The sequence below is a fragment of the Streptomyces sp. NPDC031210 genome, from assembly GCF_055570395.1.
The window spans coordinates 1-24554 of sequence record NZ_JBVIHH010000025.1 but is presented as its reverse complement, the minus strand read 5'-3'; the positions used below and the strand labels follow the sequence as shown (position 1 = coordinate 24554).

The following is a 24554-nucleotide window of genomic DNA, read 5'->3' as shown; positions in this document are numbered from 1 at the left end:
GCCGGCCGGGTACGAGCGAGGCGACACAGGCGCGGGAGGGGGGCGGGCAGCCCGGCGCGTGCTTGCCGTCGAAGGCGGACTCGGGCGGCGGCGCACACCGCCCGCCCGCCGCGCAGCGAGGTGCTCGACGGCGCGTTGCGGGGCCTGGGCGCGCCGGGCCGGTGACCGGCCGCGCACGCCAGGCACGGCCGCCCGGTGGAGCGCGCCCGCCGTTCGGGTGGTCTGCCGCCGCGCTGCGGGCGCGGCTCCGCCGGAACGGCGGGCGGCGGTGCCTAGCGTGCTGCGATGACAGTCAATCAGGTAATCCGACGGTCCCTGATCGCTCTCGTCACCCTCGTGGCCGCCTCCCCGGCGACCACGCAGGCCGCGTCCCCGCCGCACGACCGGCCCGTACCGGACGACACCGTCGCCGGCGTCACGTCTCGCGCCATCCGGGCCGCCCTGCGGTACGAATACCCCCGGTGCGGGGAGGGCCGCAGCCTGTGGATGTGCATCGCCGAGTGCGAGAGCAGCGGCAAGTGGGACAGCAACACCTCCAACGGCTACTACGGCGGCCTGCAGTTCCGTCAGGCCACCTGGGAGGCGTTCGGCGGGCTGGCCTACGCTCCGCGCGCCGACCTCGCCACCCCCGGCCAGCAGATCAAGGTCGCCGAGGCGGTGCGCGCCAAACAGGGCTGGAGCGCCTGGCCGCACTGTTCCAAGGCGCTACGCCCCGCGCACCACACCCATACGGCCGCCCGGGAATCGGGACCGCCGATGAGGACGCACAACATCAGCCAGACCCACACGGTGCGGCCCGGCGAGACGCTCTCGGCCATCGCGCTGCACTACGGGGTGCCGGGCGGCTGGCCTGAGCTGCACCGGGCCAACCAGGAGGTGATCGGCCCGGACCCCGACGTGCTCGCGGTCGGGACGGAGCTGCGCATTTCCTGACGGCACGTCACCGGATGCGGTGCCCCCCGATGGCCGGGGTCGCCACCGGGAACGTCCTCGTCACGGCGCGCCCCGGCCTCCGCCGCCCCGCTCGCCCTCCTTAACCCGACTGGCCGGTGCCGCCTCGCCGCCCCGGGCGATTCGTACCAGCCTGATCGAGAGGCTCGGGCTATCGAATCACGCTAAGGAGACCCATGGACACCGCTCTTTCACGGAACTGGCAGCACGCCGTGGTCACCGGTGGCGCAGGTTTCGTGGGTTCGCATCTGTGCGCCTCACTGCTGTCCCAGGGCGCGGCGGTCACGTGCGTCGACGACTTCAGCACCGGCGCGCCGGAGAACATAGCCCACCTGCGGGACCAGCCCGGGTTCACCCTGGTCGAGGCCAACGTCGCCCAGCCCTTCACCATCGAGGGCGACCCCGACCTCGTCCTGCACTTCGCCTCCCCCGCGTCGCCCGCCGACTACCTGCGGCTCCCCCTGCACACGCTGGAGACCGGCAGTCTGGGCACGCGCAACGTGCTGGCGCTGGCCCGCGCGAGCGGCGCCCGCTTCCTCCTGGCGTCCACCTCCGAGGTCTACGGCGATCCGCAGCAGCACCCGCAGAGCGAGACGTACTGGGGCAACGTCAACCCGGTCGGCCCCCGGAGCGTCTACGACGAGGCCAAGCGCTTCGGCGAGGCCCTGACGACCGCCGAGGCCGCCGCGCACGGAACCGACACCGGCATCGTGCGGCTGTTCAACACCTACGGCCCGCGGATGCGGGGCCACGACGGGCGCGCGGTGCCCACCTTCGTCCGCCAGGCGCTGGCCGGCGAGCCGCTGACCGTCACCGGCGACGGCCGCCAGACCCGCTCCCTGTGCCACGTGGACGACACCGTGCGCGGCATCCTGGCCGCCGCGGCCTCCGAGCTGCGGGGCCCGGTCAACCTGGGCAACCCGACCGAGATCACCATGCTGGAACTCGCGCGTCTGATCATCGACTTGAGCGGTTCGCGGTCCACCGTCCGCTTCATCGAGCGGCCCACCGACGACCCGGCCGTCCGCTGCCCGGACATCACGATGGCCCGCGGCAAGCTCCAGTGGGAGCCGCGCGTGGACCACCGCGAGGGTCTGGCCCGCACCATCGCCTGGTTCCGGGAGCACCTCGCCACCTGACGCCGTCGAGCGACGCCCGCAGGACCGTACCTGCCGCCCCCTTCGACGAAAGGCCAGCGAACACGTGATGCGCATTCTCGGAATCAACGCCCTCTTCCACGACCCCGCCGCCGCCCTCGTCATCGACGGCACCACCGTGGCCGCGGCCGAGGAGGAGCGCTTCTCGCGGCGCAAGCACGGCAAGCGGCCGGTGCCCTTCTCCGCCTGGGAGGTGCCGGAGCAGGCCGCCCGCTGGTGCCTGGCGCAGGCCGGGCTGCGCCCCCAGGACCTCGACGCGATCGCGTACTCCTTCGACCCGGGGCTCGCCCGGCCCGCGGAGCAGATGGGCCTGGACGACCCCTGGGACCACCTGCGCCTGACCTACGCCCGCGAGGCCCCCGGCTTCCTGGCGGACGCGCTGCCGGGTCTCGACCCCGAACGGGTGCGCTTCGTGCCACACCACATGGCGCACGCGGCGTCCGGCGCGTTCGCCGCACCGGACGCCGACACCTCCTCCGTCCTCGTCCTCGACGGCCGGGGCGAGGCGACCTCGCACCTGGCCGCGCACCGCGTGCAGGGCAAACTGGAGCCGCTGCGGGGCCAGGAGCTGCCGCACTCGCTGGGGCTGGTCTACGAGGAACTGACCGAGCATCTGGGCTTCCTGCGCTCCTCCGACGAGTTCAAGGTGATGGCGCTCGCCTCCTACGGCCGGCCCCGGATGCTGCCGGAGCTGCGCCGCCACGTCTATCCCACGGCGGACGGCGGCTTTCACGCCACCGGCGTGCCGTGGCGCGAACTGTGCGCGCCGCGCCGGCCCGACGAGCCCTGGAACCAGGACCACGCCGACCTGGCCGCCAGCGCCCAGGCGTGCCTGGAGGAGACGCTGCTGGACCTGACCCGCTGGCTGCACGGCCGCACCCACGACACGGTCCTGACGCTGGCCGGCGGGGTGGCGCTGAACTGCGTGGCCAACGCGCGGATCGCGCGGGAGGGCCCGTTCGACCGGGTGTGGGTGCAGCCGGCCGCCGGGGACGCGGGCACCGCCCTGGGCGCCGCGCTGCTGCTGAGCGCCGACGCCGGTGAGGAACCGCTGCCGATGCCGGGCGCGGCTCTGGGCCGTGCGTGGTCGGACGAGGAGCTGGAGTCCTGGCTGAAGACCGCCGCGGTCCCCTTCGACCGGCCCGACGACATCGCCGCCACCGTCGCCCGGGCCCTCGCGGACAACGCCGTCGTCGCCTGGTTCCAGGGGCGTTCGGAGTACGGGCCGCGGGCGCTGGGGCACCGTTCCCTGCTGGCGCACCCGGGGCACTCGGCGAACCTGGAGCGGCTCAACGACGTCAAGGGCCGCGAGCAGTTCCGGCCGGTCGCGCCCATGGTGCTCGCCGACCGGGCCGGGCAGATCTTCGACGGGCAACTGCCCAGCCCCTACATGCTCTTCGTGCACGAGGTGGCGCCCGAGTGGCGGACCCGCATTCCGGCGGTGGTGCACGTGGACGGCACCGCCCGGATCCAGACCGTCGATCCGGCCGACGAGCCGCTGGTGGCGCGGATGCTCACCGAGTTCGAGCGGCTCACCGGGCTCCCGGTCGTCGTCAACACGAGCCTGAACACGGCGGGCCGGCCCATGGTCGACGACCCGCGGGACGCGCTGGAGTGCTTCGGCTCGACCCCCGTCGACCTCTTGGCCATCGGGCCGTTCGCGGTCCGGCGTCCGGACTTCTTCGCGGGAGGCGTCCGATGAGCGCGCCGGAGGGAGAGACCGCCGAGGCCGCCGGCTACACCGTCGTGATCCCCACGCTGGGGCGGCCCAGCCTCGGCGCCTGCCTGCGGGCACTGGCCGACGCCGAGGGGCCCGCGCCGCGCCGGGTGGTGCTCGTCGACGACCGTCCCCTGGACGACTGCGCGCCCCTGCCCGTGGAGATTCCCCGGGCGCTGCGCGAGCGGACCGAGACCGTGCCCGGCGGCGCCCGCGGCCCGGCCGCCGCCCGTAACACCGGCTGGCGGGCCACCGACCTGACGCCGTGGATCGTCTTCCTCGACGACGACGTGATCCCCGGGCCTTCCTGGGCCGCGGAACTCGCCACCGATCTCGCCGCCGCCTCGCCCCGCACCGCCGGTGTCACGGCCCGGATCAGCGTGCCGCTGCCGTCGGAGCGCGAGCCCACGGACTGGGAACGCAACACCGCGGGCCTGGCGACCGCCCGCTGGATCACCGCCGACATGGCCTACCGGCGCGAGGCGCTGGAGTGCGTCGGCGGCTTCGACGAACGCTTCCGGCGCGCCTTCCGGGAGGACGCGGACCTTGCCCTGCGGGTGCTGGCCGCGGGCTGGACGCTGGCCTCCGGCGAGCGCCGCACCACCCACCCGGTGCGCCCCGCCGACCGCTGGGTCTCCGTCCGGCTCCAGGCCGGCAACGCCGACGACGTGCTGATGAACCGGCGGCACGGCCGGGACTGGTGGCGCCGCGCCGGGGCCCCGCGCGGCCGGCTGCCCGGCCACCTGGCGGTGACGGCCGCGGCCGGTGCCGCGCTGGTGTGCGCCGCGGCCGGCCGGCGGCGGGCCGCGCTCGCCCTGGGCGCCGGCTGGCTCGCGGGCACCGCGGAGTTCGCCTGGGCCCGGATCGCGCCGGGGCCCCGTACCCGCGAGGAGGTCGCGACGATGACGGCCACCAGTGCCCTCATCCCGCCCGCCGCCGTCGCGCACTGGCTGCGCGGCCTGGTCCGGCACCGCCACACCACTCCCCTGGGCCCGCAGGAAATCCTCGCGCCGCGCGACGCCCGGCCGGTGCCGGCTCCGGAGCGGGTGTGACCATGGACGTCTTCCCGCCGACCACCGCGGCCACCGGGCCGGGAACCCGGCCGCCCGACGCTTCCCGCGGCCCCTCGCGTCCCGTACGCGAGGCGCCGCAGGACGGCGGCGGGCCGTCCGGCGGACCCTGGTTGTACGCCCCCGGCCCGCACGTGCCCGCGCCCGTCACCGGTCCCTGGCCGGCGGCGGTGCTCTTCGACCGTGACGGCACGCTGGTCGCCGACGTGCCCTACAACGGCGACCCGGCGCTGGTCACGCCGATGCCCGGGGCGCGGGAAGCGGTGGACGCGCTGCGGGCGCGGGGCATCGCGGTGGGCGTGGTCAGCAACCAGTCCGGCGTGGCGCGGGGGCTGATCGGCCGCGCCCAGGTGGAGGCGGTGCAGCGCCGAGTGGAGGCGCTGCTGGGCACGTTCGACGTCTGGGCGGTGTGCCCGCACGGGCCGGCGGACGGCTGCGGCTGCCGCAAGCCCGCGCCGGGACTGGTGCTGGCCGCCTGCCGCCACCTCGGTGTCGCGCCGGCCGACACCGCCGTCATCGGTGACATCGGCGCCGACGTGGGCGCGGCCCGGGCCGCGGGGGCGCGCGCGGTGCTGGTGCCGACCCCGGTGACCCGCGCGGCGGAGTGCGCGGCCGCCCCGCTGCGCGCGGCCGATCTGCCGGGCGCCGTACGCCTGTTGCTGACGGACCGGGACGCCGAGGAGGTCTCCGGATGACCGCCGCTCCGCGCACTCTCGTCGTCCGCCTGGACAGTGCGGGCGATGTGCTGCTCGCCGGTCCCGCGCTGCGCGCCGTCGCCGCGGGCTCCTCCCACACCGCGCTGCTGTGCGGCCCGCTGGGCGAGCGGGCGGCGCGGCTGCTGCCGGGGGTGGACGAGGTGCTGGTGCACGACGCGCCGTGGGTGGGTCTGCGGCCCGCGCCGGTGAACCGGCGGACCACCGACGCCCTGGTCGACACGCTCGCCGCCGGACGGTACGACCGGGCGCTGGTGCTGGTGTCGTACCACCAGAGCCCGCTGCCCGCGGCGCTGCTGCTGAAGCTGGCCGGCATCCCCTGGACCGCGGCCGACAGCGTCGACTACCCGGGCGCCCTGTTGGACCTGCGCCACCGGCGCGAGCCGGACCGGCACGAGGCGGAGGCGGCGCTGGACCTGGCGCGGGACGCCGGGTTCGCGCTGCCGCCGGACGACGAGGGCGGCCTGCGCATCGTCGCCCCGCCGGACACCACACAGCTCACCGGCCGCGGCCCGTACGTGGTACTGCACCCGGGAGCCGCGGTACCGGCCCGCGCCTGGAGCGCGGGTCGCGCGGCACGGGCCGCGGCGGCGCTCTCCGCGGCGGGCCATCGCGTCGTCGTCACCGGCGGCCCCGGTGAACGGGAGCTGACCGCCGCCGTGGCCGGTGACCACGCGCTGGACCTGGGCGGGCGCACCGACCTGCACCAGCTCGCGGGTGTGCTGGCCGGGGCGCGGGCGGTGGTGGTCGGCAACACCGGCCCGGCGCACCTGGCCGCCGCCGTGGGCACCCCCGTCGTCTGCCTCTTCGCCCCGGTGGTGCCGGCCGCCCTGTGGGCGCCGTACGGCGTGCCGCACGTCCTGCTGGGCGACCAGGACGCGCCGTGCGCGGCCAGCCGGGCGCGCCGCTGCCCGGTGCCCGGGCATCCCTGCCTCGACGCGGTCACCGACGCCGACGTCCTGGGCGCAGTGGCCCGGATGGCCGGCCGGGGCCGGGCCGACCGACCACCGGCGCCCGGCCGGGCGCCGGCCCCCGCGCAGGGGGCGAAGACCACACACGCGGCGACCGATACGGAGCGAGGGGCGACGGTATGAACATCCTGCTGTGGCATGTGCACGGCTCCTGGACGACCGCGTTCGTCCAGGGACCGCACACCTACCTGGTGCCGGTCACCCCCGACCGCGGGCCCGACGGCCTGGGCCGGGCCCGTACCTTCCCCTGGCCCGATTCGGTGGTGGAGAGAACGCCGGAGCAGTTGCGTGACACGCCCGTGGACCTGGTCGTCCTTCAGCGTCCGCACGAAGCGGAGCTGGCCGAGCGCTGGCTGGGCGGGCGCCGCCCCGGCCGGGACGTGCCCGCCGTCTACCTGGAGCACAACGCGCCCGACGGGGACGTGCCGCACACCCGCCACCCCTGCGCCGACCGCGACGACCTGGTGCTGGTGCACGTCACCCACTTCAACCGGCTGTTCTGGGACAACGGCGGCACCCGCGCCGAGGTCATCGAGCACGGCATCGTCGACCCCGGCCACCGCTACACCGGCCGGCTCCCGCGCGCCGCCGTCGTCGTCAACGAGCCGATCCGGCGCGGCCGGACCGTGGGCACCGACCTGCTGCCCGGGCTGGCGGCCGCGGCGCCGCTGGACGTGTTCGGGATGCGCACCGGGGGGCTCGCCGAGCACCTCGGGCTGTCCCCGGACCGCTGCCGCACCGCCGACCTGCCACAGGGGGAGCTGCACGGCGCGCTGGCCGAGCGGCGGGTCTATCTGCATCCGGTGCGCTGGACCTCGCTCGGTCTGTCGCTGCTCGAGGCCATGCACTTGGGGATGCCGGTGGTCACGCTCGCCACGACCGAGGCCGTCGAAGCGGTGCCGCCCGGCGCCGGAGTGCTGTCCAACCGCCCCGAGATCCTGGCGCGCGCCGTCCGTACCTACCTGGCCGAGCCCGAGGCGGCGGCCGAGGACGGCGCGCGGGCCCGCCAGGCCGCTCTCGGCCGATACGGCCTCAAGCGCTTCCTGCACGACTGGGAACGCCTGATGACGGAGGTAATCGCATGAACCCCCTCGGCACAGTCACGCCGCCCCTGTCCATCGCGCTCGTCTCCGAACACGCGAGCCCCCTCGCGGTTTTGGGCGGAGTGGACGCCGGTGGCCAGAACGTCCATGTGGCGCGGCTGGCCGGCGCCCTGGCCGACCGCGGGCACCGGGTGACCGTCTACACCCGGCGGGACTCCCCCGGCCCGGCGGACGAGGTCCCGCTGCGCCCGGGGGTCACCGTCCGGCACGTCACGGCGGGCCCGCCCTGCCACGTGCCGAAGGATTCCCTGCTGCCCTACATGCCGTCCTTCGGCCGCTTCCTGGCCGAGGAGTGGCGGGCGCGGCCGCCCGACGTCGTCCACTCGCACTTTTGGATGTCGGGCCTGGCCGCCCTCCAGGCGGTGGGTGAGGTGGGCCTGCCGCTCGCCCACACGTACCACGCGCTGGGCACGGTCAAGCGGCGGCACCAGCAGGACAGTGACACCAGTCCCCGCAGTCGTATCGTCTCCGAGGTCGCGGTGGGCGAGGGCTGCGACCAGGTGATCGCGACCTGCCGGGACGAGGTCACCGAGCTGGGCCGGATGGGCATCCCGTCGCGGAAGATCAGCGTGGTGCCGTGCGGGGTGGACACCGAGCACTTCACCCCCGACGGGCCGGTGGCCGACCGCAGTTCGGTGCGGCCCCTGCTGCTCCAGCTCGGCCGGCTGGTGCCGCGCAAGGGGGCGGGCGTCTCGGTCGCGGCGCTGGCCCGGCTGCCCGAGGCCGAACTCGTCATCGCCGGCGGGCCGCCCGTCGACGAACTCGAACAGGACCCGGAGGTGCGGCGGCTGCGCGGCCTGAGCCGGGCGGCGGGGGTCGCCGACCGGGTGCGCTTCATCGGCGGCGTGCCCTGCGAGGACGTACCGCCGCTGCTGCGCGCCGCCGACGTGGTGCTGTGCCCGGCGGACTACGAGCCGTTCGGGATCGTGCCGTTGGAGGCGATGGCGTGCGGCACCCCGGTGGTGGCCACCGCCGTCGGCGGGCAGCTCGACACGGTCGTCGACACCGTCTCGGGCCGGCTGGTGCCGCCCGGCGATCCCGCCGCCCTGGCGCACGCCGTCGGCGAACTCCTCGCCGACCCCGAGCACCGGGCCGCCTGCGGCGCCGCGGGCCGGCGGCGGGTCCTGGCCCGGTACGGCTGGGACACCGTCGCGGCGGCGACCGAAACCGTCTACCGCGGTCTGCTCTCCCCACGGCCGGCCGTGACGGAAGTGGCCTGACGCCCGTCAGCCCTCGCGTCCCGACGGCGGCCAGCCGTCACCGACCGCAGACGACCGAAGGAGGTGCGGGCCCGACCGCCGCCGGTGCGCGGACGGAGCGGCCCGACGCGCCATGAGCCATTCCCTCGATACCGCACAGCAGCACTGCCGGTCGCTGGAGGAGGCACTGGGCCGGCTGCGCCGGCACAACCTGCGCCAGCTCGCCACGTGGGGCGCCCACCTGCGCGCCGTACTGCCACCGGGCGGCCGGCTGCTGGCCGCGGGCAACGGCGGCAGCGCCGCCCAGGCCCAGCATCTGACGGCCGAACTGGTCGGCCGCTACCAGCACGACCGCCCCGCCTACTCCGCCGTCGCGCTGCACGCCGAAACCTCCAGCGTGACGGCCATAGCGAACGACTACGGGTTCGAGCAGGTCTACGCCCGGCAGGTCGCCGCGCACGGCCGGCCCGGCGACGTGCTGGTGCTGCTGTCGACGTCCGGCCGCAGCGCCAACCTGCTGGCCGCCGCCGAGACCGGCCGCAAGGCGGGGCTGCGGGTGTGGGCGATGACCGGCCCCCGGCCCAACCCGCTGGCCGAGGCCGCCGACGAGGCGCTGTGCGTCGACTCGCCCAGCTCCGCCACGGTGCAGGAGGCCCATCTGATCGCGCTGCACATCCTGTGCGAGAACTTCGACGCGGCGCCGGCGCCGACCGCGACCATCCTGGCCGAGCACGCCGTGGCGCACCGGGAGGGAGCCGTATGAACCGCCACCACCGCGCCGCCGGCCCCGGCCGGCCGCGCCGCGCGACACGCCGGGGCCGGCCATGAGCGGCCGTCAGCCCCTGGTCGTGGTGGGCGACGCGCTGCTGGACCGGGACCTGACCGGTGAGGCGTCGCGGCTCGCCCCGGACGCGCCCGCCCCGGTCGTCGATGTGGCCGACGACCGCAGCCGCCCGGGCGGGGCGGGGCTGGCCGCCGTCCTCGCCGCGCGCGACGGCCGCGACGTGACGCTGGTGACCGCCCTCGGCGACGACCCGGCCAGCGAGGTGGTCCGCCGCTCGCTGCGCGGCCGGGTACGCCTGGTGGAGATCCCGCTGGAGGGCACGCTGCCCGAGAAGACCCGCGTCCTGGCGGGCAAACGACCCCTGGTGCGCTTCGACCGGGGCGGCGGCACGCCCGGCGAGCCCGGTCCGCGCGTACGTGCCGCACTCGCCCGCGCCCACGCGGTGCTCGTCGCCGACTACGGCCGCGGTACGGCGGCGGTGGTCGGCGAGGAGCTCGCCGCGGCCGCCCGCCGCGGCCCGCTGCTGTGGGATCCGCACCCCAGGGGCGGGGCGCCGGTGGCCGGTGCGCGGCTGGTGACACCGAACGCGGCCGAGGCCCGCGCGCTGACCTCGGGCGAGGACCAGTCGTTGCACGCCTACGCGGCACGGGGCGCGCGTCTGGCCGCGCGGTGGCGGGCGGCGGCGGTCGCGGTGACGCTCGGCGCCCGGGGCGCGCTGCTCGCGCGGGCCGGCAGCGACTCCCCGATGCTGGTGCCCGCGCCCTACCGGGCGGACGGCGATCCGTGCGGGGCCGGCGACTGCTTCGCGGCGACGGCGGCCGCCGCCCTCGCGGACGGCGCGCTGCCGGAGGAAGCGGTGCAGTTGGCCGTCGCCGAGGCCGCGGACTTCGTCGCCGCGGGCGGCACCGGCAGCCGCTCCCTGTGGGACAGCGCCCCGCCGGACACCGACCGGGCCGCGGCCCGGCACACCGACCCCTTCGCCCTGGCCCGCTCCGTACGGGCCCGCGGCGGCACCGTCGTCGCCACCGGCGGCTGCTTCGACCTGCTGCACGCCGGGCACGTCGGCCTGCTGGAGAGCGCCCGGCGGATCGGTGACTGCCTCATCGTCTGCCTCAACTCCGACGCGTCGGTGACCCGGCTCAAGGGGCCGGGCCGCCCGCTGACCCGGGCGGCCGACCGGGCGCGGGTACTGGCCGGGCTGGGCAGCGTCGACGCGGTGGCGGTGTTCGACGAGGACTCCCCCGTGCAACTGCTGCGCCGACTGCGGCCGGATGTGTGGGTCAAGGGCGGCGACTACACCGTCGACGCGCTGCCGGAGGCGGCCACGCTGGAGGAGTGGGGCGGCCAGGCGCTGGTCCTGCCCTATCTCGACGGCCGCTCGACCACCGCCCTGGCCGAGCGCGCCGCGCTCGCCGCCGCCCCCCGGCCGGGAGACCGCCGGTGAGCGCCGGGCGGACCGGGCACCGGCGGCAGTCCGGCCAGGAGGCGGCGAGCGGCGCCGCGGCGGGCACCCCGGCCGGGCCGCCGGACTCCCGCGTCGGCGTCGTGGTGATCACCCGTGACCGCCGCGCGAGCCTGCTGCGCACGCTGGAGGAGCTGACGCGGCTGCCGGAGGCCCCGCCGGTGGTGGTGGTCGACAACGGCTCCTCGGACGGCACCGCGGACGCGGTACGCGAGCGGTACCCGGGCGTGCGGGTGCTGACCCCGGGCCGCAACCTGGGCGCGGTCGGCCGCACGTTCGGCGCCGCCGCGCTGGCCACCCCCTACATCGCGTTCAGCGACGACGACTCGTGGTGGGAGCCGGGGGCGCTGGCCCGCGCGGTGGAGCTGTTCGACGCGCATCCCCGACTGGGGCTGGCCGTCGCCTCGACCCGGGTGGGCCCGGCCGCCGTCCCCGACCCGCTGGACGCGGTGCTCGCCGCGTCGCCGCTGGGCCGCGACCCGGACCTGCCCGGCCCCTCGGTGCTCGGCTTCCTGGCCTGCGCGGCGGTGCTGCGGCGGACGGCGCTGCTGTCGGTGGGCGGCTTCCACCCGGTGCTGCATTTCGGGGCCGAGGAATCGCTGCTGGCCATGGACCTCGAAGCGGACGGGTGGGGCGTGGCGTACTGCCCCGACGTCGTCGCCCGGCACCAGCCCGACGCCGCGGACGGCGCGCCCCGGCCGGGACGCACCGCGCTCGTACGCCGCAACGAGCTGCTCACCGCCTGGCTGCGCCGCCCCCTGCGGCACGCCCTGGCCCGCACCGCCCACCTCGCGCTGGACGCCCTCCGCGACCCGGTGGCGCGGTCGGCGCTGGCCGGGGCGGTGCGCAGGCTGCCGGCCGCGCTCGCCCGCCGCCGCCGGCTGCCGCCCTGGGTCGAACGCCGGGTCCAGGCCCTGGAACCGGGTCCCTGAGGCGCCCCGCGCCGCCCACCCGCGCCGGGTGTCCGACCGCGCCCGGCCCGCCCGCCGCCGACCGAGGAGCCCGCCGTGACCGACCCGCGGACCACCGTCATCGTCATCACCCGCGACCGGAAGAAGGACCTGCTGCACACCCTGGACCGGCTGGCCGAACTCCCCGAGCGGCCGCCCGTCATCGTGGTCGACAACCATTCCTGCGACGGCACCGGCCCGGCGGCGCGCCGGCATCCGCTGGGCGCGCGGCTGCTCGCCCTGGACCGCAACCTCGGGGCGGTGGGCCGCAACCTCGCCGCGCGCGAGGCCACCACGCCCTATCTGGCGTTCTGCGACGACGACTCGTGGTGGGAGCCGGGGGCGCTGGCCCGCGCGGCCGACCTGCTGGACGCGCACGGCGGGCTGGGCGCGGTGACGGCGCGCATCCTCGTCCACGCCCACCCGGACGGACCGCCCACGCCGGGCGGCGACGGGGACGGCCCGTGGGAGGACCCCATCGTCCAGGAGCTGCGCGACTCGCCGCTGCCCGCCCCCGCCTGGCTGCCCGGTCCGGCGCTGGGCTCGTTCCTGGCCGCCGCGACGGTCCTGCGGACCGACGCCTTCCGCGCGGCGGGCGGCTTCTCCCCCCGCCTCGTCCTCGGCGGCGAGGAAGAGCTGCTGGCCGCCGATCTCGCGGCGGCCGGCTGGTGGCTGGCCTACGCCGAGGAGCTCACCATCCATCACCGGGCCTCGCCGCACCGCGACGCCACGCTCCGCCGCCGCCAGGGCATCCGGAACACGCTGTGGTTCACGTGGCTGCGCAGACCGCTGCCCGCCGCCGTGCGCAGGACGCTCTCGCTCGCCTCGACCGTGCCACGGGACGCGGTGTCGGCGGCGGCGTTCGGCGAGGCGGCCGCCGGGCTGCCGTGGGTGGTCCGGGAGCGGCGGCGACTGCCGCGCGAGGTCGAGCGGCGGCTGCGCCTTTTGGAGACGCCGCAGCGGGAGTCGGCCGCGCGGCGCTACCTCGGCTGAGGATCCCGGCCGAGGCGGGGCGCCCGCCGGCGCGCGTTTCCGGGGTCCGCGCCCGGGTACCCGCGCACTGATCATTCGCCGGCAGGCCAAGGAGGCATGGTGGATCTTCCGTCGCCCCGTGGGGAGTTGTCCGCGGCGGTCATCGCCGCCCTCGGCCGGGCGCCCGGGAGCGCCGTACTGCCCGACGACAGTGCCGTGCGGGCCGCAGATCCCTACGGCGACGACCTCCAGAGCGCGCTGGCGCTGTGTTACGAGCTGCACTACCGGGGCTTCGACGCGGTGGACGACGGATGGGAATGGGATCCGGACCTGCTGCGGCTGCGGGCCGCGCTGGAGGACGGCTTCCTCGGCGCGCTGCGCGCGGACGTGCCCCCGCCCGGCGGCGTGGATGAGGTGCTGGCGGACCTGCTGGTGGATTCGCCCGACGGTGCGGGCGTCTCACACTTCCTGCGCGACGAGGGGGAACGCCGCCATCTGCGCGAATACGCCGCGCAGCGCTCCTTGTACCACCTCAAGGAGGCCGACCCGCAGGTGTGGGTGATTCCCCGGCTGACGGGCGCGGCCAAGGCGGCGATGGCCGCGGTGGAGTACGACGAGTTCGGGGCGGGGCGCGGCGAACGGGTCCACGCGCGGCTCTTCGCCGCTCTGATGGACGACCTGGGCCTGGACAGTTCCTACGGCCGCTACTTCGGCGCCGGATCGCGTCAGATGCTCGCCGTGGTCAACCTCATGTCGCTGTTCGGTCTGCACCGCGCCCACCGCGGGGCGCTGGTGGGCCACTTCGCCTGGGTGGAGATCACCTCCTCGCCGGGCTCCCGCCGGCTCGCGGAGGCGATGCGGCGGCTGGACGCCGGCCCGGCGGCCGTGGGCTTCTACACCGAGCACGTGGAGGCGGACGCCGTGCACGAGCAGCTCGTGCGGCGTGAGGTCGTCGCGGGGCTGCTGCGCGAGGAGCCGGCGCTCGCGGCCGACGTGGCCTTCGGCGCGGCGGCCACCGGCTGGGTCGAGGACCGCCTGGAGGAGCACCTGCTGCGCTCCTGGCGGGCGGGCGAGTCCTCGTTGGCCGGCCCGCTGTAGCGGGATCGGCCGGCCCTCTGTAGCGGCTCGGCCGTCAGCGGCTCCGGTCAGCGGCCGCGCCGCGCCCTGCCCCGCGACACCGCGCCGACCGCGACACCGGCGCCCGCCAGTGCGGCGAAGAGCGCGGCGGGGTGGCGGGCGAGAACGGCCTGGGGGGCGTGCGCGTGGGAGCTTTCGTCGAACGTGCCGTGGGCGCCGAAGTCCCGGCCCCCGGCGTCGTCCACCGGCTGCCAGAGATTGTCCGGCCGCCCGGCCCGGACGTGCCGGCCGCCTTGCTGGGAGGCGTAGCCGGTGCGGGCGAGGTAGCGGTCGAGCGCGCCGGGCGCGATCTTCTCGGCGACGATCGCGAAGAGGGTGCTGGCGCCGACGTAGAACTGCTTGCGGCCGGGGTGGTCCGCGGCGTACACGACCGCGCGGGCGGCGACCTCGGGCTGGTAGATCGGCGCCACCGGGCGCGGTTCGCCCGGCAGCCTGGAGCGCACCCAGGCGAACTGCGGGGTGTTGACGGCCGGCATCTGCACCACGGTGATCCGTACCCGGCTGCGGTCGTGCAGCAGCTCGGTGCGCACGCTGGAGGTGAACCCGTTGACGGCGTGCTTGGCGCCGCAGTAGGCCGACTGGAGGGGCACGGAGCGGGCGCCGAGCGCGGAGCCGACCTGGACGACGGTGCCCGCGTCACGGGGCAGCATCCGGGTCAGGGCGGCCCGGGTGCCGTTGACGAAGCCCAGGTAGGTGACCTCGGTGACCCGCCGGTATTCCTCGGGTTCGATCTCGGTGAAGGGCGCGAAGACCGAGGTGAAGGCGACGTTGATCCAGACGTCGATCGGGCCGAAGGCGTCCTCGGTTGCCTGGGCGGCGGCTTCGACCTGCGCGTGGTCGGCGACGTCGGTGGGTACGGCGAGCGCCCGGCCGCCCAGCTCCTCGACCTCGGCGGCCGCGGCGTCCAGGCCCGCCCGGCCGCGGGCGAGCAGGGCGATGTTCGCGCCGCGGCGGGCGAAGAGGCGCGCGGTGGCGCGGCCGATCCCCGCGCTCGCTCCGGTGATCACGACTGTCTGAGGCATGGCCTACCTGCTCCGGCGAGGGCGTGTGGGTCGGGGCCGGCGGCCGGGCTCCCCCCGGGGCCCGGCCGCCGTGTTCGGGTTCACCGGTCCTGGCCCGCGCCGTCGTCGCGGTGGCGGTGACCGGGGAGCATTTCCTGGACCTTGGCCTTGAACCCCTGGCGGATCATGCCGGTCCGGTCGCTGTCGCCCTTGACGATGGCGGTGGCCGCGGCCTCGATCTGGTCGAGGTCGGCGTGCGGGGGGATGGGCGGTACGGCGGGGTCGGTGCGGAAGTCCACCACGAACGGTCGGTCGGCGGCGAGCGCCTGGCTCCAGGCGTCCTCGACCTCGCCGGGCTTCTCCACGCGGATGCCGTCCAGGCCGATGGAGCGGGCGAAGTCGGCGTAGGGCACGTCGGGGATCGACTGGGAGGGCAGGAACTGCGGGGCCCCGGACATGGCGCGCATCTCCCAGGTGACCTGGTTGAGGTCCTGGTTGTTGAGGACGGCGACGATCAGCCGCGGGTCCTGCCACTCCTTCCAGTACTTGGCGGCGGTGATGAGTTCGGCCATGCCGTTCATCTGCATCGCGCCGTCGCCGACGATCGCGAGGGCCGGCCGGTCGGGGTGGGCGAACTTCGCGCCGATGACGTAGGGCACGCCGGGCCCCATGGTGGCGAGGGTGCCGGACAGCGAGCCGCGCATGGTGCCGCGCATCCGCAGGTGGCGGGCGTACCAGTTGGCGGCGGAGCCGGAGTCGGCGGCGAGGATGACGTTGTGGGGCAGGAGGGCGTCGAGGGCGTGCACGACGTATTCGGGGTTGATGGGGTCGGCTTCGACGGCGGCGCGCCGTTCCATGACCTCCCACCAGCGGGCGGTGTCCTTCTCGATCTTCTTGCGCCACGCCCCGTGCTTCTTCCGCTTGAGCTGCGGCAGCAGGCGGGTGAGGGTCTCGCGGGCGTCGCCGACGAGGTTGACCTCGAAGGGGTAGCGCAGGCCGATCATGTGCGGGTCGATGTCGATCTGCACGGCCCGGGCCTGGTCCAGTTCGGGCATGAACTGGGTGTAGGGGAAGCTGGATCCGATGACGAGGAGGGTGTCGCAGTCCCGCATCAGCTCGTAGGAGGGCCGGGTGCCGAGCAGGCCGATCGCGCCGGTCACGTAGGGCAGGTCGTCGGGCAGCGCGTCCTTGCCGAGCAGCGCCTTGGCCACGCCGGCGCCGAGCACTCCGGCGGTTTCCTCGACCTCGGCGCGGGCCCCGCGGGCGCCCTGGCCGATCAGCATGGCGACCTTCTCGCCGGAGTTGAGGACTTCGGCGGCACGCGAGATCTCGGTGTCCGCCGGGACGGGCGCGTAGGGGGCGATACCGAGGCTGGAGGGGACCATCTTGAACGCGTGGGTGGGCGGGGAGTAGTCCAGTTCCTGCACGTCGGCGGGGACGATGACGGCGGTGACGGTCCGTTTGGCGTAGGCGGTGCGCACGGCCCGGTCGATGACGTTGGGGAACTGCTCGGGCACGGTCGCCATCTCGCAGAAGTCCGAGGCGACGTCCTTGAACAGGCTCAGCAGGTCGACCTCCTGCTGGTAGGAGCCGCCCATGGCGCTGCGGTTGGTCTGTCCGACGATCGCGACGACCGGTACGTGGTCGAGCTTGGCGTCGTAGAGGCCGTTGAGCAGGTGGATGGCGCCCGGGCCCGAGGTCGCGGCGCACACTCCGACCCGGCCGGAGAACTTGGCGTATCCCACGGCCTCGAACGCGGCCATCTCCTCGTGCCGGGCCTGGACGAACACCGGCTTGTTGTCGGCCCGGCCCCAGGCGGCCAGCAGGCCGTTGATGCCGTCTCCGGCGTAGGAGAAGACGTGCTCGACGTCCCATTCACGCAGTCGCTGGAGAATGTAATCGGAAACCTTCATCGACACGGGTCTTCCTCTCGGATCACCGGCTCGGGCGGGTGGGCCCGGCGGCCGGGTCGGGCGTGGACTGCGGGGGCGCGGCCGGTCGGCGGCCGGCGGGGGCCGGGGGGCGGGCTCAACTCCGCCTCCGGCGCAGGGTTATGCGGGTGCCGGCGGCCAGGGCGCCGAGGGCGGCGACCGCGCCGGCGGTGACCAGGCGGGCGTCGCGCGCGGAGCGCTCGGGGCGGTCGGCGAGCTTTTCCGGATGGTCGGCGGGCAGGTGTTCGCCGAGGCCGAGCGCGAGGACCTCGGCCAGGTGCAGCGCGCGCCGGCCGGTGCCGCCCTGTTCGATCTGCGTACGGCAGCTAAACCCGTCGGCGAGCACCAGGGCGCCGGGCGCGGTGTCCCGCACGGCGGGCAGCACTCCTTGTTCCCCGATCTTCACCGACAACGCGTGGTGGCCGCGTTCGAAACCGAAGTTGCCGGCCAGTCCGCAGCATCCGGCGTCCAGGACGTCGGCGTCGATGCCGGCGCGGCGCATGAGTTCGCGGTCGGCGTCGTCCTTGAGGACGGCGTGCTGGTGGCAGTGCGTCTGCACGGTGGCCGTCCGGGTCACCCGGGGCGGCCGCCAGCCGGGGGGTGCGTGGTTGACGAGCTGTTCGGAGAAGGTACGGAACCGGCGGGCCAGCCGCTGGACGTCCTCGTCGCCGGGCATCAGCTCGGGGGCGTCGGCGCGGAAGACGGCGGTGCACGACGGCTCCAGGCCGATGACGGGGGTGCCGGCCTCGATCCACGGGCGCAGCACGTCGAGGGTGCGGCGCAGCACACGCCGGGCGGTGGCCAGTTGCCCGGTGGAGATCCAGGTCAGGGAGCAGCACACGGGCCGGGTGGGGACGGCGACGCGGAAGCCGGCGTCCTCCAGCACGCGGACCGCGCTGCGGGCGATGTGCGGGTGGAAGAAGGTGCTGAAGGTGTCCGGCCACAGCACGATCGTGCGGGGGTCGGCCGGGTCCGGTTCGGGGGTTCCCCGCGCGCGCCACCACTGGAGGAAGGACTGCGGGGCGAGGACCGGCGCGTCGCGGCCGGGGGCGACGCCCGCCAGGCGCTTGGCGAGCCGGGCGAGTCCGGGCGCGCCCAGGGCGGCGTCGGCCAGGCGCGGCGCGAGGCGGGAGAGGTGTGCCCACAGCGGCAGCCAGCCCAGCGCGTAGTGCGCGGCGGGGCGCAGCCGCCCGGCGTAGTGGTGGGAGAGGAACTCCGCCTTGTAGGTGGCCATGTCGACGCCGACGGGGCAGTCGGACTTGCAGCCCTTGCAGGCCAGGCACAGGTCGAGGGCGTCGCGGACCTCGGTGGAGCGCCAGCCGTCGGTGACGGGTGAGTCGGGGTGCCCGCCGAGCATTTCGAACAGCAGCCGGGCCCGGCCGCGGGTGGAGTGCTCCTCCTCTCCCGTCGCCCGGTAGGAGGGGCACATCACGCCGCCGGAGTGGGAACGGCAGTTGCCGATGCCGACGCAGCGCAGGGCCGCGGTGGTGAAGGAGTGCTGGTCGTCGGGGTAGCCGAACCGCGTGTCGGGGGTCTGGGGGTGCCAGTGCGGCCCCAGCCGCAGGTGGTCGTCGAGCCGGTGGGGGGCGACGACCTTGCCGGGATTCATCCGGTTGCCGGGGTCGAAGAGGGACTTGACCTCCTCGAAGGCGTGGACCAGCCGCGGGCCGAACATCCGTGGCAGTAGCTCGCCGCGCGCCTGACCGTCGCCGTGCTCGCCGGAGAGCGACCCGCCGTAGGAGGCGACCAGGTCGGCGGCGCGCTCCATGAAGCGCCGGAAGGCGGCGACGCCTTCGGCCGTCTTGAGGTCGAAGGGGATGCGGGTGTGGACGCATCCCTGGCCGAAGTGTCCGTAGAGGGCGGGGTGGTCGTAGTCGAATTCGGCGAAGAGCTTCTTGAGGTCGCGCAGGTAGTCCCCGAGGCGTTCGGGGGGCACGGCGGAGTCCTCCCACCCCTCCCAGGTCTCGCGGTCGTCCGGCGGCCGGGCGGTCACCCCGAGGCCGGCCTCGCGGGCCTTGAGCATCCTCTGCTCGCGGCGCGGGTCGTCGGAGAAGGTCACGGTGGGCTCGTCCTCGCCCCGCCCCAGGGCCCGCAGCAGGGCGCGGCCCTCCTCGTCGACGCTCTCCTGGTCCGGCCCGCTGAACTGGAGCAGCAGCCAGCTCTCGCCCTCGGGGAAGCCGGCCAGGGAATCGAGGTAGGCGTGCTCTTCGCGCATGAGCTGCGCCATCCGGCCGTCGAGGGCTTCGAGCTGGGTGGGGTTGCCGTGTTCCAGCAGGCGTGGCACGTCGTCGGCGGCGGCGCAGATGTCGGGGTAGCCGAGGACGAGGATGGCGTCGGCCGGCGGCACCGGGACGAGGTCGAGTTCGGCGCGCAGGACCGTCACCAGGGTGCCTTCGCTGCCGACCAGCAGCCGGGCCAGGTCGAATCCGTTCTCCGGCAGCAGCGCGTCGAGGTTGTAGCCGGAGACCCGGCGGGGGATGCGGGGGAAGCCGCGCCGGATGTCGCCCCGGTAGCGGTCGGCGAGGTCGCGGAGCCCTTCGTACAGTTCGGCCGGGCGGCCGCCGCCTGCGAGGGTGCGGGCGAACTCCTCCTCCGAGGTGGGGCCGACCCACATGCGCGTTCCGTCGTACGTCAGGATCTCCAGCCGGCGGACGTTGTCGGCGGTCTTGCCGTACGCCTGCGCCGAGGCCCCGCAGGAGTTGTTGCCGATCATCCCGCCCAGCGCGCAATGGCTGTGGGTGGCGGGTTTGGGACCGAACTGGAGCTGGTGCGGGGCGAGTTGGCGGTTCAGCTCGTCCAGGACGATGCCCGGCTCGACCACACAGGTGCGCCGTTCGGCGTCGACGGACACCAGCCGGTCGCAGTATTTCGTCCAGTCGATGACGACCGCGGTGTTGGTGCACTGCCCGCCCAGGCTGGTGCCGCCGCCGCGGGAGAGGACGGGCGCCCGGAACCGCGCGCAGACCTCGACCGCCGCGGCGCCGTCCTCGACGTCGCGCGGGAGGACCACACCGATCGGCACCTGCCGGTAGTTGGAGGCGTCGGTGGCGTAGGCGCCGCGGGTTCCGGCGTCGAACCGCACCTCACCGGCGACGCGCTCGGTCAGCGCCGCCCGCAGTCCCGCGATGTCGACGTCCGCCGCCCCCGCCCCGGTCCCCCCGCCGCGCCTGGCGGCCTTGCCTGCGGCCATGTCACCCTTCCTCGTCGCGGCTGGCATTCCTCTTCGCGGCCGGCCGTGACGGCTACCTGCCCCGGCCGGTGACGAAGTCCCGGGCGCGGTCGACCAGTCCGGCGCCGGGCGCCAGCAGCTTGTTGGCCGGCGGCGTGTCGGGCGCGGCGGGGTGCGGACGGGTGGGGGCGAGCTTCTTGGCGGCGCGGACCTTCTCGCCCAGCGCCTGGAGATCCTCCGGGGCGCACGCGCCCCGGAGCTGGGCGAACAGGTGGCCTTCCTCGTCCCTGACGTGCGCGAAGATCTCGTTGCGCAGCTTGACGATGAGGTGGTTGAAGTCGGGGTCGGCGGCGTCGACCTTCTCCAGGGCCTTCAGCAGTTCCTCCACCCGCGCGTGGTCGGCCAGCTCCTTGTCGGCGAGGGCGTCTCCGTCGGGCAGGTACCTGCGGACGGCCGGGTAGAGATGCTCCTCCTCGGCCACCGAGTGCCGCACCAGTTCGATCGTCAGACGGTCGACCAGGCGCCTGCGCTCGGCCGCTCCCGGCGCCACCGCCTCGATTCGGTCGAAGAGTTCGCCGACTTCCTGGTGGTCGCGGGTCAGCTCCGCGATGACGTCTCCGCCGTGGCCCATGGATGGTTCCCGCCTTCCGACGCGGCCGCGCCACCGGACCCTCCGGGGCGCCACCGGAACGGGTGCCCCCTACCGCCCGGCCCATAACGCCCCGTTCGCAGGGATTAGGCCGGATGCCGTGGCGGGTCCGGGGGACGCCAGGTCGTGTCGTCGGGCGGGCACCATTCGATGAGCAGGATCGTGGCGTCGTCACCCAGCCGGTCGTCCTGGTGCTCCAGGATCGAGTGGATGAGCTGGCGCAGCGCCTCTGCGGCGAGTTCGCCGGCGGCGGTGGCCCGGATGATGGTGTCGGTGAAGCCCTCCAGGCCGAACCGCGCGCCCCCGGGCGTCCGCGCCTCGGTCACGCCGTCCGTGTAGAGCAGGACCCGGTCGCCGGGCTCCAGCGCCACCTTGTGGACCTCGCGGGCGGTCTCGGCGAGGGTGGCCGGCATGCCCATCGGCGGTTCGCCGGGCCGGTCGAGGGCGTCCTCCAGGACGCGGTGGTCGCGGATCAGCAGCGGTGGCGGGTGGCCGCAGTTGCACCAGCTCAGCAGCCCGCTGTCCAGGTCGAGCTGGGCGGCGATCCCGGTGCAGAACTGGTCCGGGAGCCATTCGGCGAGCACGTCGTCGACGGTACGGACGAGTTCGGGCAGCCCGGCGTCCATCCGGCGGGCGCTGCGGCAGCCCGCCATGGCGATGGCCGTGGTCAGGCCCGACGCGAGGTTGTGGCCCATCGCGTCCAGGATCACGGCGTGCAGCGTCGTCTCCGTCAGCGAGTGGTCGAAGGCGTCCCCGCCCAGTTCGTAGGCCGGCTCCAGGACGGCGGTCGAGACGGCCCGTTCGCCGCCGATGGTGCGCGGTGGCAGCAGGGCGCGGACCATTTCCGCGGGCAGCGTCATCGGCTCGGTGCGGGCGGTCTGGATGAGCCGGTCGCTGAGGGCCCGCTTGGAGGTGATCGCCATCGCCAGGACGGCCGCGAGCGTTTGGCAGCGGCGCAGCCGGACGGCGTCGAGGACGTCCATCTCCAGGCCCACGACGCCCAGCCGTTCCACGCCGTCCACGAGCGGCAGCCAGACGGTCAGCACGCCGCTGCGGCTCTCCTCGACGCGGAGCCCGAGGGTGCGGTACGCCCAGCCGGCCATCGAGGAGTCGACACGCAGCGGTTCCCCGCCCAGCAGGGGTGACAGGAGGCGCTGCTGGAGGTCGACGAGGTAGATCACGGCCCGGCGCAGGCCGAGCGTGGCCGCGTAGCGGTCGACCAGGGCGGGCAGTTTCGTCGGCGCCGTGGTGTGCACGTCCGCCAGGAAGTCCTGGAGCATCGTCTCGCCGTCGCACGCCGGGGGGCTGTCCTCCGTCACGGCGCTCACCTCCTGCTCTCGGGCTTCCGGCTCGGCACGGTCGGGAGGTCGTCGCTCGGCGGGCGCCGCGGATGGTCTGCTCCATCCAAGTGCCCTCCCGGCGCCCCCGCCATCCGTGGCGGCCAACCGGCGGACCGCGCCGCGACCGCCGGCTTCGGTGCCCGGCTCCCTTTACGGGTGCGCGGCGCGGCCGGGCAGACTGGGCGCCGGCGTCTTCCACCCGGGAGCCGCCGGGAAAAGCAGGGTCGGTCCTGCCGGTGACCGGCCGGTGTACGAGGAGTGGCGATGAGCTCGGCGGTGCCGACGGGAACGGACGGGCTGCGGCGGCGACTGGGCGTCTTCGACGCCGTGACGATCGGGCTGGGGTCGATGATCGGGGCGGGCGTCTTCGCCGCTCTCGCACCGGCGGCCGGCGCGGCGGGCTCGGGGCTCCTGGCCGGTCTGGCCGTCGCGGCGGTCCTGGCGTACTGCAACGCCACGTCCTCGGCGCGGCTGGCGGCCCGCTACCCCGCCTCGGGCGGCACCTACGTCTACGGCCGGGAGCGGCTCGGCCCGTTCTGGGGCTATCTGGCGGGCTGGAGCTTCGTCGTGGGCAAGACCGCCTCGTGCGCGGCGATGGCCCTCACCGTCGGCCTCTACGCGTGGCCGGGGCAGGCGCACGCGGTGGCGGTCGCCGCCGTGGTGACGCTGACCGCCGTCAACTACGCGGGGGTGCGGAAGTCCGCCTGGCTCACCCGGGTGCTGGTCGCCGTCGTGCTGGGGGTGCTCGCCGCGGTGGTCGTCGCCTGTCTGACGACCGGGACCGCGCGAGCCGCCCACCTGGACATGGGCGCCGACGCGACCGCCGGCGGGGTGCTGGGCGCCGCCGGGCCGCTGTTCTTCGCGTTCGCGGGGTACGCGCGGATCGCCACGCTCGGCGAGGAGGTCCGCGACCCCGCGCGCACCATCCCCCGGGCGATCCCGCTGGCCCTGGGCCTCACCCTCGTCGTGTACGCGGCGGTCGCCGTCGCGGTGCTGGCGGTCCTCGGCCCGGCCCAACTGGCGGGGGCCGACGCGCCGCTGGCCGACGCGGTCCGCGCGGCCGGTGTCCCGGGTCTGGTCCCGGTGGTGCGGGCCGGGGCGGCGGTGGCGGCTCTGGGCTCCCTGCTCGCGCTGATCCTCGGTGTCTCGCGCACCACGTTGGCGATGGCCCGCGACCAGCATCTGCCGGCCGCCCTGGCCGCCGTCCATCCCCGTTTCCACGTGCCGCACCGGGCCGAACTCGCCGTCGGCGCGGTCGTCGCGGTGCTGGCCTACGCCGCGGACGTGCGCGCGGCGATCGGCTTCTCGTCGTTCGGCGTGCTGGTCTACTACGGCATCGCGAACGCCGCCGCGCTCACGCTCACCCGGGCGGAGCGGCGCCCGCCGTGGGCGGTTCCCGTGGTGGGGCTGGTGGGCTGCGCGACGGTGGCGTTCGCGCTGCCGCCGGCTTCCGTGCTCGCCGGCACGCTGGTGGTGGCCGCCGGAGCCGCCGTCTACTGGGTGCGCCGGGCCGCCGCCCGACGCTGAGCCCCGCGCCGGCGCCGCGTGGCCTTTCCGGGCCTGGCGGCCGGGTCAGCCCTTGGCGGGCTCGCGCGGCGGCATCCAGTGGTGGACCGTGAAGCCGCCCTTCGCCGTGGTCTCGATAGGTGCGGTGCTCTGGCACTTGCCGACGCTCTTCTTCGGCAGCCCGTCCAGGGCCCAGCTATAGCCCAGCCGGTCCTTTCGGCCGGCGTCCAGCACGGTGAAGCCGAACCGCTTGCCCTTGAGGTCGCCGACCTCCGGCAGCCCGGAGGCGCTCTCGAAGTGCGATTCGGTCACCACGCCGGTGGCGACCGCGACCGGGCCGCCGGTCAGCAGGCAGTCGATCCGGCCGGTGGCGTATCCGCCCCAGTCCTTGCCGATGTGGTGGCTGGCGCGGAAGGTGCCGCGGGCCTTGTCGGCGAACCCGTGGGCGTCGAAGGTGAAATGGACGTTGTCCCCCGGCCGGCGGGCGAGCTTGGCGGATCCGGTGAGCGAGGGCTCGTCGGCGGTCTGCCGCGCGGCCGCGTGGCGTACGGGTGCGGGCCCGGTTTCAGCGGCGGTGGCCGCCTGCGTCGCCCCCACAAGCCCGGTCGCGGCGCAGACGGTGAGGGCCGCGGCGGCGAGGACGAAACGGTGGCGGACACGGACACGGGACATGGCTTCTCCGTAAGTTGTTAGTTGGCCCGGGAGGGCCGGGTGTGGCTTATGGGTTCTTGCCTTCAGTGGCTTCGCAGGAGTGGCCGCCCGGTTCTCCGGG

General features: G+C 75.4%; 20 protein-coding genes. 14 read left to right on the top strand and 6 right to left on the bottom strand.

Annotated features, from left to right (window positions below):
• The first annotated feature begins 285 nt into the window (after nucleotides 1-285).
• The 13 genes from ACZ45Z_RS31325 to ACZ45Z_RS31265 all read left to right on the top strand — a co-directional run bounded on the left by ACZ45Z_RS31325 (nucleotide 286) and on the right by ACZ45Z_RS31265 (nucleotide 14147).
• Nucleotides 286-933 (top strand): transglycosylase family protein, encoded by a 648-nt coding sequence (locus tag ACZ45Z_RS31325; protein ID WP_468369652.1) that lies wholly within the window; start codon nucleotides 286-288, stop codon nucleotides 931-933.
• 194 nt (nucleotides 934-1127) lie between these two features.
• Nucleotides 1128-2090, top strand: a complete 963-nt coding sequence (locus tag ACZ45Z_RS31320; protein WP_468369651.1) for an NAD-dependent epimerase/dehydratase family protein — start codon at nucleotides 1128-1130, stop codon at nucleotides 2088-2090.
• Between the two features lie 67 nt (nucleotides 2091-2157).
• Nucleotides 2158-3810: a carbamoyltransferase family protein gene (locus ACZ45Z_RS31315; protein ID WP_468369649.1), complete on the top strand. Its 1653-nt coding sequence runs from the start codon at nucleotides 2158-2160 to the stop codon at nucleotides 3808-3810.
• Nucleotides 3807-4877 (top strand): glycosyltransferase family 2 protein, encoded by a 1071-nt coding sequence (locus ACZ45Z_RS31310; RefSeq protein WP_468369647.1) that lies wholly within the window; start codon nucleotides 3807-3809, stop codon nucleotides 4875-4877. The genes ACZ45Z_RS31315 and ACZ45Z_RS31310 overlap by 4 nt, the downstream gene beginning before the upstream one ends.
• A 2-nt stretch (nucleotides 4878-4879) precedes the next feature.
• A complete protein-coding gene (locus tag ACZ45Z_RS31305; protein ID WP_468369770.1) occupies nucleotides 4880-5590 on the top strand; it encodes a D-glycero-alpha-D-manno-heptose-1,7-bisphosphate 7-phosphatase in 711 nt (236 codons plus the stop codon).
• Nucleotides 5587-6702: a glycosyltransferase family 9 protein gene (locus ACZ45Z_RS31300; protein ID WP_468369645.1), complete on the top strand. Its 1116-nt coding sequence runs from the start codon at nucleotides 5587-5589 to the stop codon at nucleotides 6700-6702. The genes ACZ45Z_RS31305 and ACZ45Z_RS31300 overlap by 4 nt, the downstream gene beginning before the upstream one ends.
• Entirely contained in the window at nucleotides 6699-7664 is a 966-nt protein-coding gene (locus ACZ45Z_RS31295) for a glycosyltransferase (RefSeq protein WP_468369643.1), read from the top strand. The genes ACZ45Z_RS31300 and ACZ45Z_RS31295 overlap by 4 nt, the downstream gene beginning before the upstream one ends.
• Nucleotides 7661-8902 (top strand): glycosyltransferase, encoded by a 1242-nt coding sequence (locus tag ACZ45Z_RS31290; RefSeq protein ID WP_468369640.1) that lies wholly within the window; start codon nucleotides 7661-7663, stop codon nucleotides 8900-8902. The genes ACZ45Z_RS31295 and ACZ45Z_RS31290 overlap by 4 nt, the downstream gene beginning before the upstream one ends.
• A gap of 112 nt (nucleotides 8903-9014) precedes the next feature.
• Nucleotides 9015-9644 (top strand): D-sedoheptulose-7-phosphate isomerase, encoded by a 630-nt coding sequence (locus tag ACZ45Z_RS31285; protein WP_468369638.1) that lies wholly within the window; start codon nucleotides 9015-9017, stop codon nucleotides 9642-9644.
• A gap of 61 nt (nucleotides 9645-9705) precedes the next feature.
• A complete protein-coding gene (gene rfaE2 / locus ACZ45Z_RS31280; protein ID WP_468369636.1) occupies nucleotides 9706-11109 on the top strand; it encodes a D-glycero-beta-D-manno-heptose 1-phosphate adenylyltransferase in 1404 nt (467 codons plus the stop codon).
• Between the two features lie 101 nt (nucleotides 11110-11210).
• Nucleotides 11211-12059 carry a glycosyltransferase family 2 protein gene (locus ACZ45Z_RS31275; RefSeq protein ID WP_468369767.1) on the top strand — a complete coding sequence of 283 codons (849 nt, stop codon included), beginning with the start codon at nucleotides 11211-11213 and terminating at the stop codon, nucleotides 12057-12059.
• A 75-nt stretch (nucleotides 12060-12134) separates the two neighbouring features.
• Entirely contained in the window at nucleotides 12135-13070 is a 936-nt protein-coding gene (locus ACZ45Z_RS31270) for a glycosyltransferase family 2 protein (protein ID WP_468369633.1), read from the top strand.
• Nucleotides 13071-13166: 96 nt separating this feature from the next.
• Nucleotides 13167-14147 (top strand): iron-containing redox enzyme family protein, encoded by a 981-nt coding sequence (locus ACZ45Z_RS31265; protein ID WP_468369630.1) that lies wholly within the window; start codon nucleotides 13167-13169, stop codon nucleotides 14145-14147.
• 47 nt (nucleotides 14148-14194) lie between these two features.
• Here the strand turns inward: ACZ45Z_RS31265 and ACZ45Z_RS31260 are convergent, their stop codons facing one another.
• The 5 genes from ACZ45Z_RS31260 to ACZ45Z_RS31240 form a co-directional block, all read right to left on the bottom strand.
• The gene (locus ACZ45Z_RS31260; RefSeq protein ID WP_468369628.1) at nucleotides 14195-15208 is read right to left on the bottom strand and encodes an SDR family oxidoreductase; all 1014 of its coding nucleotides are present in this window, start codon (nucleotides 15206-15208) and stop codon (nucleotides 14195-14197) included.
• Between the two features lie 80 nt (nucleotides 15209-15288).
• On the bottom strand, nucleotides 15289-17100 hold the full coding sequence (locus ACZ45Z_RS31255) for a thiamine pyrophosphate-requiring protein (RefSeq protein WP_468369625.1): 1812 nt from the start codon (nucleotides 17098-17100) through the stop codon (nucleotides 15289-15291).
• Nucleotides 17101-17215: 115 nt separating this feature from the next.
• On the bottom strand, nucleotides 17216-20308 hold the full coding sequence (locus ACZ45Z_RS31250; RefSeq protein ID WP_468369623.1) for an FAD-binding and (Fe-S)-binding domain-containing protein: 3093 nt from the start codon (nucleotides 20306-20308) through the stop codon (nucleotides 17216-17218).
• Nucleotides 20309-20360: 52 nt separating this feature from the next.
• Entirely contained in the window at nucleotides 20361-20918 is a 558-nt protein-coding gene (locus tag ACZ45Z_RS31245) for a hemerythrin domain-containing protein (RefSeq protein WP_468369620.1), read from the bottom strand.
• A 104-nt stretch (nucleotides 20919-21022) separates the two neighbouring features.
• Nucleotides 21023-22216, bottom strand: coding sequence for a PP2C family protein-serine/threonine phosphatase (locus ACZ45Z_RS31240; RefSeq protein WP_468369764.1), 1194 nt, complete (start codon nucleotides 22214-22216; stop codon nucleotides 21023-21025).
• Between the two features lie 324 nt (nucleotides 22217-22540).
• On the opposite strand from ACZ45Z_RS31240, the gene ACZ45Z_RS31235 reads away from it, so the two are divergent.
• Entirely contained in the window at nucleotides 22541-23803 is a 1263-nt protein-coding gene (locus tag ACZ45Z_RS31235) for an APC family permease (protein ID WP_468369617.1), read from the top strand.
• A 45-nt stretch (nucleotides 23804-23848) separates the two neighbouring features.
• On the opposite strand, the gene ACZ45Z_RS31230 is transcribed toward ACZ45Z_RS31235, so the two are convergent.
• Nucleotides 23849-24454: a hypothetical protein gene (locus ACZ45Z_RS31230; protein WP_468369614.1), complete on the bottom strand. Its 606-nt coding sequence runs from the start codon at nucleotides 24452-24454 to the stop codon at nucleotides 23849-23851.
• Nucleotides 24455-24554: the final 100 nt, after the last annotated feature.

Excerpts from the sequence above, each read along its gene's own strand:
- ACZ45Z_RS31325 (WP_468369652.1), top strand. The coding sequence starts at position 286 with ATGACAGTCAATCAGGTAATCCGACGGTCCCTGATCGCTCTCGTCACC.
- ACZ45Z_RS31320 (WP_468369651.1), top strand. The coding sequence starts at position 1,128 with ATGGACACCGCTCTTTCACGGAACTGGCAGCACGCCGTGGTCACCGGT.
- ACZ45Z_RS31315 (WP_468369649.1), top strand. The coding sequence starts at position 2,158 with ATGCGCATTCTCGGAATCAACGCCCTCTTCCACGACCCCGCCGCCGCC.
- ACZ45Z_RS31310 (WP_468369647.1), top strand. The coding sequence starts at position 3,807 with ATGAGCGCGCCGGAGGGAGAGACCGCCGAGGCCGCCGGCTACACCGTC.
- ACZ45Z_RS31305 (WP_468369770.1), top strand. The coding sequence starts at position 4,880 with ATGGACGTCTTCCCGCCGACCACCGCGGCCACCGGGCCGGGAACCCGG.
- ACZ45Z_RS31300 (WP_468369645.1), top strand. The coding sequence starts at position 5,587 with ATGACCGCCGCTCCGCGCACTCTCGTCGTCCGCCTGGACAGTGCGGGC.
- ACZ45Z_RS31295 (WP_468369643.1), top strand. The coding sequence starts at position 6,699 with ATGAACATCCTGCTGTGGCATGTGCACGGCTCCTGGACGACCGCGTTC.
- ACZ45Z_RS31290 (WP_468369640.1), top strand. The coding sequence starts at position 7,661 with ATGAACCCCCTCGGCACAGTCACGCCGCCCCTGTCCATCGCGCTCGTC.
- ACZ45Z_RS31285 (WP_468369638.1), top strand. The coding sequence starts at position 9,015 with ATGAGCCATTCCCTCGATACCGCACAGCAGCACTGCCGGTCGCTGGAG.
- rfaE2 (WP_468369636.1), top strand. The coding sequence starts at position 9,706 with ATGAGCGGCCGTCAGCCCCTGGTCGTGGTGGGCGACGCGCTGCTGGAC.
- ACZ45Z_RS31265 (WP_468369630.1), top strand. The coding sequence starts at position 13,167 with ATGGTGGATCTTCCGTCGCCCCGTGGGGAGTTGTCCGCGGCGGTCATC.
- ACZ45Z_RS31260 (WP_468369628.1), bottom strand. The coding sequence starts at position 15,208 with ATGCCTCAGACAGTCGTGATCACCGGAGCGAGCGCGGGGATCGGCCGC.
- ACZ45Z_RS31255 (WP_468369625.1), bottom strand. The coding sequence starts at position 17,100 with ATGAAGGTTTCCGATTACATTCTCCAGCGACTGCGTGAATGGGACGTC.
- ACZ45Z_RS31250 (WP_468369623.1), bottom strand. The coding sequence starts at position 20,308 with ATGGCCGCAGGCAAGGCCGCCAGGCGCGGCGGGGGGACCGGGGCGGGG.
- ACZ45Z_RS31245 (WP_468369620.1), bottom strand. The coding sequence starts at position 20,918 with ATGGGCCACGGCGGAGACGTCATCGCGGAGCTGACCCGCGACCACCAG.
- ACZ45Z_RS31240 (WP_468369764.1), bottom strand. The coding sequence starts at position 22,216 with ATGCTCCAGGACTTCCTGGCGGACGTGCACACCACGGCGCCGACGAAA.
- ACZ45Z_RS31235 (WP_468369617.1), top strand. The coding sequence starts at position 22,541 with ATGAGCTCGGCGGTGCCGACGGGAACGGACGGGCTGCGGCGGCGACTG.
- ACZ45Z_RS31230 (WP_468369614.1), bottom strand. The coding sequence starts at position 24,454 with ATGTCCCGTGTCCGTGTCCGCCACCGTTTCGTCCTCGCCGCCGCGGCC.